The 15,769-nt window shown below is 67.9% G+C and carries 10 protein-coding genes and 1 pseudogene; 6 read left to right on the top strand and 5 right to left on the bottom strand.

The window, feature by feature from the left end; translation table 11 throughout:
- Positions 1-86 precede the first annotated feature (86 nt).
- From RCP37_RS00895 to RCP37_RS00885, 3 genes are all read right to left on the bottom strand, one after another.
- On the bottom strand, positions 87-1,907 hold the full coding sequence (locus tag RCP37_RS00895) for a phosphoenolpyruvate carboxykinase (GTP) (RefSeq protein WP_308485188.1): 1,821 nt from the start codon (positions 1,905-1,907) through the stop codon (positions 87-89).
- A 131-nt stretch (positions 1,908-2,038) separates the two neighbouring features.
- Positions 2,039-3,535, bottom strand: a complete 1,497-nt coding sequence (locus RCP37_RS00890; protein WP_308485187.1) for an AAA family ATPase — start codon at positions 3,533-3,535, stop codon at positions 2,039-2,041.
- Positions 3,532-4,491, bottom strand: coding sequence for a P-loop NTPase family protein (locus RCP37_RS00885; protein WP_308485186.1), 960 nt, complete (start codon positions 4,489-4,491; stop codon positions 3,532-3,534). The genes RCP37_RS00890 and RCP37_RS00885 overlap by 4 nt, the downstream gene beginning before the upstream one ends.
- A 173-nt stretch (positions 4,492-4,664) precedes the next feature.
- Here RCP37_RS00885 and trmB point away from each other — a divergent pair, with 173 nt between their 5' ends.
- The 3 genes from trmB to mmpL3 all read left to right on the top strand — a co-directional run bounded on the left by trmB (position 4,665) and on the right by mmpL3 (position 9,099).
- Entirely contained in the window at positions 4,665-5,426 is a 762-nt protein-coding gene (trmB, locus tag RCP37_RS00880; protein ID WP_308485185.1) for a tRNA (guanosine(46)-N7)-methyltransferase TrmB, read from the top strand.
- Positions 5,426-6,121: a PIN domain-containing protein gene (locus tag RCP37_RS00875; protein ID WP_308485184.1), complete on the top strand. Its 696-nt coding sequence runs from the start codon at positions 5,426-5,428 to the stop codon at positions 6,119-6,121. The genes trmB and RCP37_RS00875 overlap by 1 nt, the downstream gene beginning before the upstream one ends.
- A gap of 74 nt (positions 6,122-6,195) precedes the next feature.
- Entirely contained in the window at positions 6,196-9,099 is a 2,904-nt protein-coding gene (gene mmpL3, locus RCP37_RS00870; RefSeq protein ID WP_308485183.1) for a trehalose monomycolate exporter MmpL3, read from the top strand.
- On the opposite strand, the gene RCP37_RS00865 is transcribed toward mmpL3, so the two are convergent.
- Entirely contained in the window at positions 9,059-10,225 is a 1,167-nt protein-coding gene (locus tag RCP37_RS00865; RefSeq protein ID WP_308485182.1) for an AI-2E family transporter, read from the bottom strand. The two genes, mmpL3 and RCP37_RS00865, sit on opposite strands and share 41 nt — an antisense overlap.
- A gap of 189 nt (positions 10,226-10,414) precedes the next feature.
- Here RCP37_RS00865 and RCP37_RS00860 point away from each other — a divergent pair, with 189 nt between their 5' ends.
- On the top strand, positions 10,415-11,578 hold the full coding sequence (locus RCP37_RS00860; protein WP_308487224.1) for a lysylphosphatidylglycerol synthase transmembrane domain-containing protein: 1,164 nt from the start codon (positions 10,415-10,417) through the stop codon (positions 11,576-11,578).
- 16 nt (positions 11,579-11,594) lie between these two features.
- Here the strand turns inward: RCP37_RS00860 and RCP37_RS00855 are convergent.
- A pseudogene (locus RCP37_RS00855) lies at positions 11,595-11,897 on the bottom strand (hemophore); the annotation flags it as partial.
- Positions 11,898-12,286: 389 nt separating this feature from the next.
- Between RCP37_RS00855 and RCP37_RS00850 the strand changes: the two are divergent.
- Positions 12,287-15,274: an MMPL family transporter gene (locus tag RCP37_RS00850; protein ID WP_308485181.1), complete on the top strand. Its 2,988-nt coding sequence runs from the start codon at positions 12,287-12,289 to the stop codon at positions 15,272-15,274.
- Entirely contained in the window at positions 15,271-15,765 is a 495-nt protein-coding gene (locus RCP37_RS00845) for a helix-turn-helix domain-containing protein (RefSeq protein ID WP_308485180.1), read from the top strand. The genes RCP37_RS00850 and RCP37_RS00845 overlap by 4 nt, the downstream gene beginning before the upstream one ends.
- Positions 15,766-15,769 lie beyond the last annotated feature (4 nt).

The following is a 15,769-nucleotide window of genomic DNA, read 5'->3' as shown; positions in this document are numbered from 1 at the left end:
GAGCCGCACCCCCGCACCCGGAGAAAACAGAACCGCACTCAGGGAATCCCCTAAGTGCGGTTCCGTGAAGTACTCGAAACGGGTTACTAGCCCAAGCGCTGCTTGAGGGCTTCGAACTCGTCACGCAGGCCGGTGGGCAGCTTGTCGCCGATGAACTCGAACCACTCCTCGATCAGCGGCAGCTCCGCGCGCCACTCGTCGGCGTCAACGATCAGCGCCTGGTCCACGTCGGCGGCGGTCACGTCCAGCCCGTCCAGGTCCAGGTCGGCAGCGGTGGGCACGGTGCCGATCGGCGTCTCCTGGCCGCCGGCATTACCCTCGACCCGCTCGACGATCCACTTGAGCACCCGGCTGTTCTCGCCGAAGCCGGGCCACAGGAACCGGCCGCCCTCGCCACGACGGAACCAGTTGACGAAGAACACCTTCGGCAGCTTCGACTCGTCGGAGTGCTTACCGGTGTCGATCCAGTGCTGCATGTAGTCCCCGGCGTTGTAGCCGATGAACGGCAGCATCGCCATCGGATCGCGGCGCACCGCGCCCACGGTGCCCTCGGCGGCGGCGGTCTGCTCGCTGCCCATGGTGGCGCCGATGAAGACGCCGTGCTGCCAGTCGCGGGCCTGGCTCACCAGCGGCACCGTGGTCTTGCGACGGGCGCCGAACAGGATCGCCGAGATCGGCACGCCCTGCGGGTCGTCCCACTCCGGCGCCAGGATCGGGCACTGCGACATCGGGGTGCAGTACCGCGAGTTCGGGTGCGCGGCAGGGGTGTCCGACTCGGGCGTCCAGTCGTTGCCCTTCCAGTCGGTGAGGTGCGCCGGGGTCTCCCCGTCGATGCCCTCCCACCACACGTCGTTGTCGTCGGTGTGGCCGACGTTGGTGTAGACGGTGTTCCCACGCTCCAGCGTGATCATCGCGTTCGGGTTGGAGCTGCGGCTGGTGCCCGGCGCCACGCCGAAGAAGCCCGCCTCCGGGTTCACCGCGTAAAGCCGGCCGTCCTTGCCGAACCGCATCCATGCGATGTCGTCACCGAGGGTCTCGGCCCGCCAGCCCGGGATGGTCGGCTGGATCATCGCCAGGTTGGTCTTGCCGCAGGCTGAGGGGAAGGCGGCCGCCACGTAGTAGGCCTTGTTCTCCGGCGAGATCAGCTTGAGGATCAGCATGTGCTCGGCCAGCCAGCCCTCGTCGTGGGCCATCGCCGACGCGATCCGCAGCGCGTAGCACTTCTTGCCCAGCAGCGCGTTACCGCCGTAACCCGAGCCGTAGCTCCAGATCTCGCGGGTTTCCGGGAAGTGGGTGATGTACTTCTCGGAGTTGCACGGCCACGGCACGTCCTGCTCACCCTCGGCCAGCGGGGCGCCGACCGAGTGCAGGCCCTTGACGTAGGCGCCGTCGGTGCCGATCTTCTCCAGCGCGGCGGTGCCCATCCGGGTCATCACCTTCATCGACGCCACCACGTAGGGCGAGTCGGTGATCTCGATGCCCAGCTTGGGGTCCTCGGCGCCCAGCGGGCCCATGCAGAAGGGGATGACGTACATGGTGCGACCGCGCATGCAACCGCGGTACAGCTCCGTCATGGTGGCCCGCATCTCGTCCGGGTCCATCCAGTTGTTGGTGGGGCCGGCACCTTCGGCGGTGCGGCTACAGATGAAGGTGCGTGACTCGACCCGCGCGACGTCGGCCGGGTCGGAGAGCGCCAGGTAGGAGTTGGGCTTCTTCTCGTCGTCGAGCTTGACCGCCGCGCCGGACTCCACCAGCAGGGCCATCAGCCGGTTCCACTCCTCCTCGGAACCGTCGGACCATTCCACCCGGTCGGGCTGGGTGAGCTCCGCGACCTCCCGAACCCAGGCCAACAACTCGCCATGCTTCGTCGGGGCGGTGTCCAGACCGGGAATGGTCGCTGAGGTCATTGAGCTCTCCTGTGTAACCTGTGTCACTCGGTGGCGTTGCCGCAGCTGCGCGCCGCTGTCACCTCTTATACCGTCATTAAATAAGAGATTACCGTCAATAGCTACACGGATCGAAACAATCGCAACTCGAGCTATCTGTCGCCCGTGACCGCGGCGTCGACGGGGCCTGATTCACCCAGCTCAGCGCGCACATTGTCCAACGCCCGCCGCAACGCCGGCAGCCTGCGATCGCGTACCGCGGCAGCGCGGGCCGTGGCGGTCGCATGCTCACGCAGTTCCCGGTCCAATGCGGCAACCCGGTCGGCGACGCGCGCGGCCTCGGTCTCGTTGTGCCCGGCGAGCTCGGCGGTGAGCACCGACTCGGCGGCCACCACCCGCAGGGCCACCAGCTCCTGCACCGAGGACCGCACTGCGGTGGTGGCCTGTCCCACCCACCGATCGAGCACCACCCGGTCGCGCAACAGCCCCCGAATCCGGACTACCCACACCGTGGCCACCACTCCGGCGATGGCGCATCCGGCCGCACCCATCGCGGCAAGTCCGGGCGCGAGATGAGCGAAGACCCGGCTCAAGGTCAAGGCCACGCCCAGCCCGAAGCCGATCCCCAGCACCGCCATCAACTGGGTCTCCAACCGTCGGGACTCCAACGGCGGCTTGCCGGAGTCGACCTGCGGCAGTGTCACCGCCGTTACGGCCGACGGTTCGTGGGCGGCCAGCCCAAGTTCCTGGGCGACGTCGGCCAAATGGTCGGTGATCCCCTGGTCGACCTCCGCCACCACTTCGGTCAGCCGGTCGTGGACATAGGACTCGAACTCGGCCCACCGGCGCCGCGTCATGCCCGCCGCGTCTTCGGCAAGCTCGCTGCGTACCGAGGCGCACCGCTTGCTGGCGAAGTAGGACAGTTGCACACGGGCCTGGGCGATGCGGCTGCGCAGAGCGATCACGCGCTCCGATTTCGACATTCGCCGCTGCCGCACCACCTCGTCACGCTGCTCCTGCAGTTGCGTCACTCGAGCGCGACGCCCTTCCGCGCGGGCGTCGCGGTCGATGCGATCGGCGTCGGTACGCAACTGGAACTCCCAAGACCGCAGCCTGTTACGCCGCGGGGCGTCGCCTTCCTCGAGCTGTTGGGTCAGTTCCGCGATCAGGTCGTCGATCCGCGGGTCGCCACGTTCGGGTGCCGCGGCTGCCCCCACCCAGGTCACGTCGCGGTAGCGCGGCGCGTGGCCGATAAGGGTTTCGCGAGCTGCTGCCTGCATCTCGCGCCACTGCCGGTGGACGTCGACCTTGGAGACCACGCCGATCACCACATCGGTGTGGGCGGCCACGGCATCGAGCAGCGCGCAGTCCGACTCGGTCAGTACGGCGGCTGCCGACACCACGAACACCACCGCCAGCGGCACCTCCCCCGGTGCGAGTTCGGTGGCTTCCATCACCAGCCATTGCGGCATCCGGTCGGTCAGGGCTTGGGTCATCGCACTGACCCCCGCCAGCCAGGGGCCGGTCACCACCACCACGTCGCAGCGCCGCACCGTCGGTGGACGCACTTCGGGAGCAACCTCAGCGACGAGGGCGTCAACCCCGATGGTGGGGTCTGGATCGGCCGAATCTGCACCAGAGGCGGTCATGGGCGGTCCCGCGTCGCCGCCCAGGCCCGCAGCGATCCCCGGGCGATGTCGGCGGCACAGGACCGCTGGGCGGCATTGACAGGCGCGCTGCGGTGAGCCTGCCAGCGGCGGGCCCGTGCCAGCACCGGTTCCTCCGGTACGTCGACCGCGGTCGCCGCAGCGCTCAGCCGGGCGGCGGCCGTCGCGTCGCGGTTCAGAAACTCGTCGAGGCGGCTGTCCCCGACCGCCATCGCCTCCAACCGGATCACCGCCTCCGACATCCGCCGGTGGTGGACGGCCGCGCCCATCATCTTCAGCTGGGCAACGACACGATCGACACCGCTGAGCCGGCGCATCCGTGCGCGGGCCTGCGCCACGGTGCCGTCGCTGCCGGCCAGGTCAAGCAGTGCCGCGACCCCGGAGAGGTCGACGGTGGCGCACAGCCGCTCGCGAGTCTGGCGCGGCACCGGGTGCGGACCGCTCACGAACAGCTCGGCGCAGCGCAGATCGGCGGGCCGCGCGGCGACGCGGCCTAGGGCCTCCCACAGTGCCTCGTCCAGCCCACCGCCGAGTGCGGCCAGCGCGAACAACGCCGACATCGGCTCAACCGGCCCCCGAGTCGCGCCCGCGACCTCGGCAACACCGTCGTGCCCGCATAGGTCGGCCTTGTTCAGCACCACCAGCACCGGGTGCCGACGCGCGGCATGCAGTGCGGCAGTGTCCTCGGGCTTGATCACCTCGGCGACGACATGAACGGACAAGTCGGCGACTTGAGCGCCAGCGGGCTGCTCGGCGACGCGGACCCCGGCGGCGGCCAGCGCCGCGGCAACGGTGCGCCGACCGACACCGCGCCGGCCACGTACCGCGACCTGCAACGGCGCGGTGATGGCCGCGGCGATCATCGCCAGTCGCGGGTCGGCGTTCTGCATGGCCAGCGCTGTCAGCTCGTCGGCGAAGAGCTGGTGCCCCTGTGTCACGGCCCTGCCTCCCTGCGCGCTCGGCCCCGGGGCCATGGTGTCAGCTGCCCCGCCGCGGCGCGAGTCACCGCCGGATCAGAACCGCCCGCCCATGGGCCCCGGTAGGCAACTGTTGGGTATCAATGTGGACCGCGAAGTGGGTACACGACGGTCCATGGGCCACCATGGACTGCATGCATGCTCAGCGCGACGTCGAGTCAGCACCAGACGTCCCTGGCGTCGACACCCCCTCTCCACGCCGTTTCCGCAACTTCAGCGTCCGCTACCGGCACTCCGCACTGTCGGACGGTCAGCGCCAGACCTGGGAGCGGCTCTGGCCCGACCTGGGCGCCGAGGTCGTGCCGCCGGACGGTCCGGACCGGCCCCAGCCTCTGGACCCGCAGGGCTGGTTCGGCCGCGACGCTCCCCTGGTGCTCGAGATCGGCTGCGGAGCCGGTACCTCCACGGTGGCGATGGCACAGGCCGAGCCGGACCTCGACGTCATCGCCGTCGAAATCTACGAGCGCGGGCTGGCGCAATTGTTGTGCGCGATCGACCGCGAACAGCTGAGCAACATCCGGTTGCTGCGCGGCGACGGCCTCGACGTGCTGGAGTACCTGATCGCCCCGTCATCGCTGATCGGGGTGCGCGTCTTCTTCCCCGATCCGTGGCCCAAGGCCCGGCACCACAAGCGGAGGCTGTTGCAGCCGGCCACCATGGCGCTGATCGCCGATCGGCTGCAGCCTGGCGGGATCCTGCACGCGGCCACCGATCATGCCGACTACGCGGTGCAGATCGCCGAGTCCGGCGACGGCGAACCGGGTCTGCGCCGGGTAACCAACCCGGTCGGGGACGCCGCCCTGCCGATCTCGATCGCTCGCCCCACGACCAAGTACGAGGCGAAGGGCCGCACTGCGGGCAGCGTCATCAACGAGTTCGTCTGGGAGCGGGTCTGATGACCAGCCCCGACCTGAAAGTCGGAGTGGACGCCGAGCCCACTGGGACCGACCCGACCGTCGAGGTACCACCGACACAACGGGTGTTGCTGGTGTGGGACGCCCCGAATCTGGACATGGGTCTGGGCGCGATCCTGGGCCGCCGTCCAACCGGCGTGGAGCGGCCCCGCTTCGATGCATTGGGCCGCTGGCTGCTCAACCGCACTGCCGAGGTAGCGGCGTTGCACCCGCAGGTCAGGGTGGAGCCCGAGGCGACCGTGTTCACCAATATCGCCCCCGGCAGCGCCGACGTCGTCCGGCCCTGGGTCGAAGCGTTGCGTAACGTGGGTTTTGCGGTCTTTGCCAAGCCGAAGATCGATGAGGACAGTGATGTCGACTCCGACATGCTCGAACACATCGCGCTGCGGAAGGAGCAGGGACTGGTGGCGGTGGCGGTCGCCTCCGCCGACGGTCAGGCTTTCCGGGAACCGCTGGAAGAACTATGTGGTCTCGGCATCGCCGCCTCTGTGCTCGGATTTCGCGAACATGCGAGCTGGGCGCTAGCCTCGGATACCTTGGAGTTCGTCGACCTCGAGGACATCCCTGGTGTGTTCCGGGAGCGGTTGCCGCGGATCAGCCTTGATTCGCTGCCGGAACAGGGGGCGTGGCTGCAGCCGTTCCGGCCGCTGAGCTCGCTACTGACCTCGCGAGAGTGACAACTGGAGAGCTTGAATTCAGGGACGCGCGGGTCCGAAAGATGTCTCCACAGACCTTAGTAAGGAGCGTATAGGTGTTCGCCTGGTGGGGTCGAACTGTATACCGCTACCGGTTCATCGTAATCGGCGTGATGGTGGCGCTCTGCCTGGGTGGCGGCGTCTACGGAATGAGCCTGGGCGATCACGTCACCCAGAGCGGGTTTTACGACGATGGCAGTCAGTCAGTGCAGGCGTCGATCGTCGGCGACGAGGTCTACGGCCGGGACCGCACCAGCCATGTGGTGGCAGTCTTCACCGCACCCAAGGGCGAGACGGTCGATGACCCGGAATGGTTCGACGCAGTCAAGAACGGGCTGAACAAGGTCAAGAGCGACCACCCCGATCAGATCATGAGCTGGGTCGGCTACTTCACGAATCCCGAAGCCCTGGCCAACATGGCGGACTCAAGCAAGAAGCATGCGTTCGCGTCGATCCAGCTCAAGGGCGACGACGACGACACCATCCTCAAGAATTACCAGGCTGTCGAGCCGGATCTGCAGAAGCTCGACGGCGGCAAGGTCGAACTCGGCGGCCTGCAACCGATCGCCAACGCCCTGACCGGAACTATCGCCAGCGACCAACAGCGTATGGAGGTGCTGGCGCTGCCGTTGGTGGCGGTGGTGCTGTTCTTCGTGTTCGGCGGGGTGATCGCCGCCAGTCTCCCGGTCATCGTCGGTGGATTGAGCATCGCCGGGGCGACGGGCATCCTGCAGCTCACCACCCATTTCGGGCCGGTGCACTTCTTCGCCCAACCGGTGGTCTCGCTGATCGGCCTGGGTATCGCGATCGACTACGGCCTGTTCGTGGTGAGCCGATTCCGAGAAGAGATCGCCGAGGGCTATGACACCGAGGCGGCGGTACGGCGCTCGGTGATGACGGCCGGGCGCACCGTGGTGTTCTCTGCGGTGCTGATCATCGTCTCGTGCGCGAGCCTGCTGGTCTTGCCGCAGGGCTTCGTGCACTCGCTGACCTACGCGTTCTTTGCCTCGGTGGGCCTGGCCGCGATCTTGTCGATCACGCTGCTGCCCGCCATTCTGGGTGTGCTGGGCACCAATGTCGACGCACTCGGGGTCCGCACCCTGTACCGCATTCCGTTCCTGCGGGAATGGGACTTCTCCAACCGCATCATCGGCTGGTTCGCCGAGAAGACCCAGAAAACCAAAACCCGCGAAGAGGTCGAGGCCGGGTTCTGGGGCAAGCTGGTCAACTACGTGATGCAGCGACCGCTGGCCTTCGCGATCCCCATTGTCATCGCGATGATCCTGTTGATCATCCCGCTGGGCAAGTTGTCGTTCGGCGGAATGAGCGAGAAGTATCTGCCGCCCGACAACACCGCTCGAGTGGCCCAAGAGCACTTCGACGAGATCTTCCCCGGCTTCCGTACCGAGAAGCTGACCCTGGTGATCACGAGCGATACCGACAAACCGGTCACCGACCAGCAGGTTGCCGATATCCGCAACCGCGCGATGGCGATCAGCGGGTTCGTCGTTCCCGATGACGATCCCGCCGAGATGTGGAAGGAGCGCCCCTACCTTCCCGGGGCCTCTAAGTCCCCCTCCGTCCGGGTGATCGAGAACGGCTTGGTCAACCGCAACGACGCCGCACAGAAGATCAAGGCATTGCGCACCCTGAGCACCCCCAAGGGCCTGGACGTGCTGGTCGGCGGGACACCCGCGCTCGAACAGGACAGCATCCACGCGATGGTCGACAAGGGACCGCTGATGTTGGCGCTCTTGCTGATCACCACCACGCTGCTGATGTTCTTGGCGTTCGGTTCCCTGGTACTGCCGTTGAAGGCGGCGGTGATGAGCGCGTTGACCATCGGGTCGACGATGGGCATCTTGACCTGGATGTTCGTCGACGGGCACGGCGCCGGGCTGCTGAACTTCACCCCGACTCCCCTGATGGTGGTGGTCATCGCCCTGGTCGTTGCGGTGGGCTGGGGCCTGGCCACCGACTACGAGGTGTTCCTGGTCTCCCGGATGGTGGAGGCACGAGAATCCGGGATGTCGACCACCGAGGCGATCCGGATCGGCACGGCCACAACCGGCCGGCTGATCACCGCGGCCGCACTGATCCTCGCGGTGGTTGCCGCGTCGTTCGTGTTCTCCGACTTGGTGATGATGAAGTACCTGGCGTTCGGCCTGATGGCGGCACTGTTGCTGGATGCCACCGTGATCCGGATGTTCCTGGTGCCGGCGGTGATGAAGCTGCTCGGCGACGACTGCTGGTGGGCGCCACGCTGGATGAAGCGCCTGCAGAACCGGATCGGTCTGGGCGAAATCCGGCTGCCCGACGAGCGGCGCCGGGTGACCCGCCGCCCCGCGACGGCAACCGTCGCGGCGGCCCCGGCAGGTGCTGCCGCCCCGCGCCCGACGCACGACCCCACGCATCCCGCCCCGGGCCGCGCTGCCCCGGCACGGCGTCCCGCCGAACAGCTTCCGACCCGGCCGGTGAGCGGCAATCCGTCCAACGCCCGGACCAATCGGATCAACACCGGCCCGGCCGAGCCGCCGACGACCCGCTTCTCGGCAGCCGACCCGGCGACCGAGCGGGTGCCGTCCCCCGGCAAGGAATCCGCGGGACCGGGCGAGGAACGCGAAATCGAGTCATGGCTGGGCGAACTACGCGGCGGCCGTGACGCGTCGCAGGCCCGGCGCGGCCGGCAGGGTGAAACTGAGCCGGAGGCGTCCGACGAGCGAACCCGGTCCCTGCCCAAACCCCCCGGCGGCGGAGACAGCACCGAGAACGCTCCCACGACGGCGATCCCGGCTCAGGGCTCCGCAACCGACCCCGAGAACCCGGCTACCGAGAAGTTCACCGCGGTCGGTGATCAGCCCGGCGACGATGCGCCTGACAACCCGCAGAGTCCCCAGCGGCGCGGTGCCTCCGGCGGTCTCAGCGCTGCTGAACTGCTGCGTCGGGAGGGTCGGTACTGACGTCGTCGGCTGCTGTTTTCGGCGTCTCGACAGTCGCGTCGTCCGGGGCATCCGGATCGGCCGGCGCGCCCGAATCTGAGGTTCCGACCAGTACCCGCACCGCCCGATCGATGAAAGCGATGGTCGGGACCGCGAGCAGCGCACCGACGATGCCAGCCAGGATTCCGCCGGTGGAGATGCCCAACACCACTGCCAGCGGGTGGATGGAGACGGCACGCCCCATGACCAGCGGCTGCAGTACATGGGCTTCGAGTTGGTTGACCGCGATGATCAGTCCCAGGGTGACCAGAGCGTAGATCCAGCCCTTGGCGATCAGGGCGACCAGTACGGCCAGCAACCCGGTGAGCACCGCACCGACCAGCGGGATGAAGGCGCCCAGGAACACCAACGAGGCCAGCGGCAACGCCAACGGCACGGCCATGACGGCCAGGCCGATTCCGATACCGAGGGCGTCGACCAGCGCCACCAGGAACGTGGCCCGCACATACCCGATCAGTGATTCGAATCCCGCGATGCCGGCTGCGTGCACCCGCTCGCGCACCTGGCTCGGGAAGAACTTCACCGTGAACCGCCAGATGTCGCGGCCGCCGTAGAGGAAGAAGATCAGCGTGAACAGCACCACGAAGGCGCCGGTGATGATCTTGGTGACGGTCTCTGCCGTGGACAGGGCGCCGCTGGTCAGCTTCGCCTGATTGTTGCGCAAGCCATTGACCACGGTATCGCCGGCGCTGTCGATCTGTTCACTGCTCAGGTGTAGCGGCCCCTCGACGAGCCAGTGCTGAGTCGAGTTGATCACCTGGGTGACCTGCTCGACCAGTTCGGGCACCCCGTCGATGAACTGGTCGACGACGAAGCTCAGCAGCGCGGCGAGCACCGCCAGACCGCTCAGCAGCAGCAGGAACACCGCAAGCCCCCGGTGCACCCCGTGCCGGGCCAACCAGTCCACACCGGGCAGCAGCAGAGCCGACATCATCATCGCGATCGCCACCGGAACGACGATCACTTCAAGGCGCCTGATGATCAACAGCACCAGCAGTGCCGCGGCGAACAGCACCAGCAAGCGCCAGGCCCACGCGGCCGCCTTGCGCACCGTTGGATGTACGGATTCGTCTGCGCTGGCTGACATTCCGGTAGCGTAACGATGCCGCAGCGGGTGCACATCAGGTAGCCGAATATCGACGTACCGCGGCTAACCTTTAAATTCGTGCCCCACGCCCCCGTTTCGCGCGACTGCGTCGATCCCGACGTCGTCGTTCATGGCGTCGGCGGGCGAGAACCCTCGTCTCCACAGCGCCCCGGTGGCAAATACCGGTGGGTGCGCCCCGTCCTGGTGGGTCTGGTCGCGGTCGTGCTCACGGTCGAACTCGTGCTGGTGTGGGATCAGGTTTCCGCCGCGTGGTGCAGTCTCTGCCGTGCCGACGCCCGCTGGCTCCTCGGAGCGGTGGTGGCCGCGGCGGCATCGATGCACAGCTTCGCGCAGATCCAGCGGACGCTACTGGGCTCGGCCGGTGTGCACGTATCGCAACGGCAGTCCGAGGCCGCCTTCTACGCCGCTAACTCGCTCAGTACCACCCTGCCCGGTGGCCCGGTGCTGTCGGCGACCTTCTTGTACCGGCAGCAACGCCGTTGGGGTGCGACCCCGGTGGTGGCGTCATGGCAACTGGTGATGTCGGGGGTACTGCAGGCGGTCGGGCTGGCCGTGCTGGGCCTCGGCGGCGCGTTCCTCCTCGGGGCCCGTAGCAACCCGTTCTCGCTGTTGTTCACCCTCGGCGGCTTCATCGCGCTGCTACTGCTGGCGCAGGCGGTCGCCTCACGACCGGAGCTGATCGACGGTATCGGCGTTCGCGTGCTGTCCTGGTTCAACTCGATGCGTGCCCGGCCCCTGGACGCCGGGCTGGCGACCTGGCGCCGGCTGCTGGGCCAACTGGAGTCGGTGAGTCTGGGCCGCCGCGACCTGTCGACGGCGTTCGGCTGGTCACTGTTCAACTGGGTCGCCGACGTCGCCTGCCTGGCGTGCGCCGCCTATGCCGCCGGTGGGCGGGCGTCGGTGGCCGGTTTGACGGTGGCCTACGCCGCCGCCCGCGCGGCGGGGACGATTCCGCTGATCCCCGGTGGCCTGTTGGTGGTGGAGGCCGTGTTGGTGCCGGGCCTGGTGTCGAGCGGGCTGACGTTGCCCGACGCGATCTCTGCAGTGCTGATCTACCGGATGATCAGCTGGGTGCTGATATCAGCCGCCGGCTGGCTGGTGTTCTTCTTCGTCTTCCGCACCGACAACGCGGCCGACCACGACACCGACGAGTACGCGCCGGTCCTCAGCGAACCGCGATCGGTTGGGTCACCGCACCGGCCGGAGGTCCGCTCACCGGCAGGCCGGTCACCGGCAGGCCGCCTACGGGCAGGCCGCCAGGCAGTCCGCCACCCGGCAGGCCGCCCTGAGCCTGCACGGCCTGCAATAGCCCGAGCACCTGCGGCAGGCTGATCGCCAGCTTGCACTGGTCAGTCACCTCCTGGACCGGCGCCGTGATCTTGGCCAGGTCGTCCCCGACCTTCGGGTTGGCGTCGAAGTGCGCCTTCAGGTTTGCCAGCGTCTGCGGGCCGGGCTGCTGCTGCAGCGCACCGGTCATCACCTGGTTGGTGTCCGGGTGCGAGTCCAGATAGTCACCGGTCGAGGTAACGACCTTGCCCATGGTCCGGGCGATCTCGCTCGCCACGCAGGGATCTTTGCCGGCGGTCGCCGAGGGCGCCGACGGGGTGGCCAGCAGCGCGGCCGTGACGGCCCCGCCCAGAATGACAGGCACGGCAGCTAGGACGCCCTTGCCCGACAGACTGCGACGCACGGTGGCGCGGGTGATGTTCACGAATTCTCCTCACGACTGGCGAGATCTCCGATCGGCCCCCGACGAGTCCCGCCACATTGCGGATAGCGATTCGACGATGGTCTGGTGTGCGCGCGATGCCCCCCGGCAGCAACGGCAGATCGAAAGACGGCCTTTTCCCCATCCTGACAGTAACCACCTGATGCTGCCACCCGAGCACAGGTCAGCCTGGTCACAGTGTGGTTCCCGGACGGCATCGGAGCAGCTCAGAGGCGACAGAAACGGCCAGCGCAACAGGTTGCTGCGGTAGGCTCGCTGCACGCGACGCACCAGTGCGGGCGAGAGCGGGGAGAGACGAAATCCAGCAGTTCATGATGCGCTTCAGCAGCAACCTGCGCAGATTCCGCTGGGTGGTCTTCACAGGGTGGTTACTTGCTGTGATCCCCTCGCTCTACCTGGCCGCCACCCAGTCCGGCCACCTCACCGGTGGCGGCTTCGAGGTCCAGGGATCGCAATCGCTGCACGTGCAGTACCAGCTCGAGGACCATTTTCCCGAGCAGGGCGCCTCACCGCTGGCCTTGGTGGCCGCACCCCGCGCCGACGCCACCTACCGGGACATGACAGATGCCGTCGCACTGCTCCAGCGGGCCGCCGGCGAAGTTCCCAGCGTGACGGTGCTGCCGGATACGACACAGCCGCCGCCGCGGCCCGACCGGCCGTACGTGGTGTCCCTGCGAGTGGACTTCAACAACACCGGCGCGGTTGACGTCGCCAAAAAGCTGCGCACCAAGCTGGGGGTGGAAGGAGAACATCCCGGCCGGGTCGAAAACGGTTCGGTGAACCTCTACGTGATCGGGCAGGGCGCCCTCGGCGCCGCAGCGTCGGCGAAGACCAAGCAGGACATCGGCGCAGCAGAGCGATGGAACCTGCCGATCGTGTTGGTCGTGTTGCTGGCGGTGTTCGGCTCACTGGCGGCCGCCGCGATCCCGCTGGCGCTGGGGATCGGCACCGTGATCGTCACCATGGGGCTGGTCTATCTGCTGTCGCTGTTCACCACGATGTCGGTGTTCGTCACGTCGACGGTGTCGATGTTCGGGATCGCCCTGGCGATCGACTACTCGCTCTTCATTCTGATGCGCTACCGCGAGGAACTGCGGGCCGGCCGCCAGCCGCAGGAAGCCGTCGACGCGGCGATGGCGACGTCGGGGCTGGCGGTGGTGCTGTCGGGTCTCACCGTGGTGGCCTCCCTGACCGGGATCTATCTGATCAACACGCCGGTGCTGGTGTCGATGGCGACCGGAGCGATCCTGGCTGTCTCGGTGGCGGTGCTGGCGTCGGTCAGCCTGACCCCGGTGGTGCTGGCCTTGTTCGGCCGAGCAGTAGCCAAGCGGTCGGCGCTGCTGCATTGGGCGCGCAGCCCGCAGACCATCCAGTCCCGGTTCTGGACCAGCTGGACGGCTTCGGTGATGCGGCGCCCCTGGGCCTCGGCGTTGGTGGCTGCGGGATTCCTGCTGGCGCTCGCGGCGCCGGCGCTGTCGCTGTCGCTGGGCAACAGCATGCTTCGCCAGTTCGATTCTTCCCACGAGATCCGGGGCGGGGTGGCCGCAGCGGCCCAAGCCCTGGGTCCGGGGGCGCTGGGACCGGTCCGGGTGTTGGTGACCATCCCGGGCGCGGATGCGTCGGCGCCGGCCCACGCCGAGACGTTTGCCGCCATCCGCCAGGAGATGTCGCAGGCCCCCAACATCGCTTCGGTGTCCCCGCCGGTCTTCGGCAACGACAACAGCAGCGGCCTGCTGTCGGCGGTACTGTCCGTCGATCCCGAGGACATGGCCGCGCGGACAACCGTCGACTGGATGCGTGAACACCTGCCGGAGGCGGCCGGCTCGCCGGCAGTGCAGGTGGATGTCGGTGGACCGACCGCGTTGATCAAGGACTTTGACGACCGCGTTGCAGCGGCCGAACCGATGGTGTTCGTGTTCGTGGCGTTGATCGCCTTCCTGATGTTGCTGGTCTCGATTCAGTCGGTGTTGCTGGCGCTCAAGGGCGTCGTGATGACGGTGCTGTCGGTGGCTGCTGCGTACGGAAGCCTGGTCGCGGTGTTCCAGTGGGGTTGGCTGGAACGGTTCGGCTTCGCATCGACCGGTTCCATCGACACGTTCATCCCGCCCCTCGTGCTGGCGATGACGTTCGGCTTGTCGATGGACTACGAGATCTTCTTGCTGACCCGCATCAGAGAGCGGTTCCTGCAGACCGGAAACACTCACGACGCCGTCGCCTACGGGGTCAGCACCAGCGCGCGCACCATCACCAGCGCCGCCCTGATCATGATCGCGGTCTTCATCGGCTTCGCATTTGCCGGGATGCCGCTGGTCGCCGAGCTGGGGGTGGCCTGTGCGGTGGCCATCGCAGTCGACGCAACGGTGGTGCGGTTGGTGCTGGTTCCCGCGCTGATGGCGATGTTCGCGGAGTGGAACTGGTGGCTGCCGCGCTGGCTGGCCCGGATCCTGCCGTCGGTTGACTTCGAAAAGCCGCTACCCACAGTGGATTTGGGTGACGTCGTGGTGATACCCGATGACATCTCCGCCCTGATCACACCCAGCGCCGACCTTCGTGTCGTGGTTAAGTCGGCGGCCCGGCTCAAAGGGCTGGTTCCCGACGCGGTTTGCGTCAGCGACCCGCTGGCACTGCGTGGCTGCGGGGTTGCCGAGATGGCGACCAGCAAGATCCAAGCGGTGCCGGTCACTGCCGGGCCGGCTCCCTCCGGAGGCACCGTGGTGAGCCATGCACTGGCTCGGCTGACGGGCAGCTGGCAATCGCGTACCGGAACGGTCCGGGCGCAGCCCCGCACCATCCGTCCGGTTCACCCGGTCACCGTGTGGCGCCGCCGGCTCGCCATCGCCCTCGACGCGCTGGAAACCGAGTCATGGGCGGCCACCGAGATCGGGCTCGATGTCCCGGCGTTGACCCGGTGCCGGCCGATGGAAGCCGCCGCCGTCCAGCTGCCCACCGGTGACCGGCTGCAGATCCCCACCGGCGCCGAAACGCTGCGCTTGGCGGGCTACCTGGTGTTGGCGCGCAACAGTCCGCGGGACTACGCCGGGCTTGCTGAGCTTGCCGATGCGCTGGGCCCGAAAACCGTTGCTGGCGCACTCAGCGAAATTGATGCGTATTACTCTGGTCAACCAGCCGACGGACACTGGATGGCCACCCAGCTGGTATGTCGACTCGCCGATCCGGAGCCCACCGCACGCGGCGACTACACCTCCGGCGACGATGCGCTTGGGGCGAGTACAGACTGGGAACACGTCCAAGGGCGCTGCCTGGCAGTTGCCGTGGCGATGCTGGAGGAGGCGAGGTGACGTTGGCCGCGGACCGACGCCGTGGGCCGCTGCCCCGGCAGCCGTCCGGCGACACCGATCGGCCGGTCGAGTTCTGGCCCACGTCGGCTATCCGCGCTGCGCTGCAGACCGGCGACATCGCCACCTGGCAGCTCATCGTGGTGGCACTCAAGCGCGATCCCTACGGCCGCACCGCGCGCCAGGTCGAAGAGGTGCTGGAGGGCACCGAATCCTTCGGTATCGCCAAAGCCCTGTCGGAGGTCCTGGCCCGCACCCGGGCACACCTGGAGGCCAACGAGCGCGCGGAGGTCGGGCGCCACATGCGGGTGCTGATCGAGCGGTCGGGATTGAGCCAGCACGAGTTCGCCTCGCGGGTCGGGGTTCCTGCCGACACGCTCGGCGACTACCTCAGTGGCGCGGTCAGCCCGCCGGCCTCGCTGATGATCCGGATGCGCCGATTGTCCGACCGCTTCGTCAAGCTGCAGACCCGCGGGGCGCCCGACGCCGATTGACGCC

The organism is Mycolicibacter sp. MU0102 (assembly GCF_963378105.1).
Lineage (GTDB): Bacteria > Actinomycetota > Actinomycetes > Mycobacteriales > Mycobacteriaceae > Mycobacterium > Mycobacterium holstebronense.
Note: the sequence above shows the minus strand (reverse complement) of the source record. Positions and strands in the feature narration are given on the sequence as shown.

Coding starts and splice junctions, on each gene's coding strand:
- RCP37_RS00850 (WP_308485181.1), top strand. CDS start 12,287: ATGATGCGCTTCAGCAGCAACCTGCGCAGATTCCGCTGGGTGGTCTTC.
- RCP37_RS00875 (WP_308485184.1), top strand. CDS start 5,426: ATGACCAGCCCCGACCTGAAAGTCGGAGTGGACGCCGAGCCCACTGGG.
- RCP37_RS00865 (WP_308485182.1), bottom strand. CDS start 10,225: ATGTCAGCCAGCGCAGACGAATCCGTACATCCAACGGTGCGCAAGGCG.
- RCP37_RS00890 (WP_308485187.1), bottom strand. CDS start 3,535: ATGACCGCCTCTGGTGCAGATTCGGCCGATCCAGACCCCACCATCGGG.
- trmB (WP_308485185.1), top strand. CDS start 4,665: ATGCATGCTCAGCGCGACGTCGAGTCAGCACCAGACGTCCCTGGCGTC.
- RCP37_RS00895 (WP_308485188.1), bottom strand. CDS start 1,907: ATGACCTCAGCGACCATTCCCGGTCTGGACACCGCCCCGACGAAGCAT.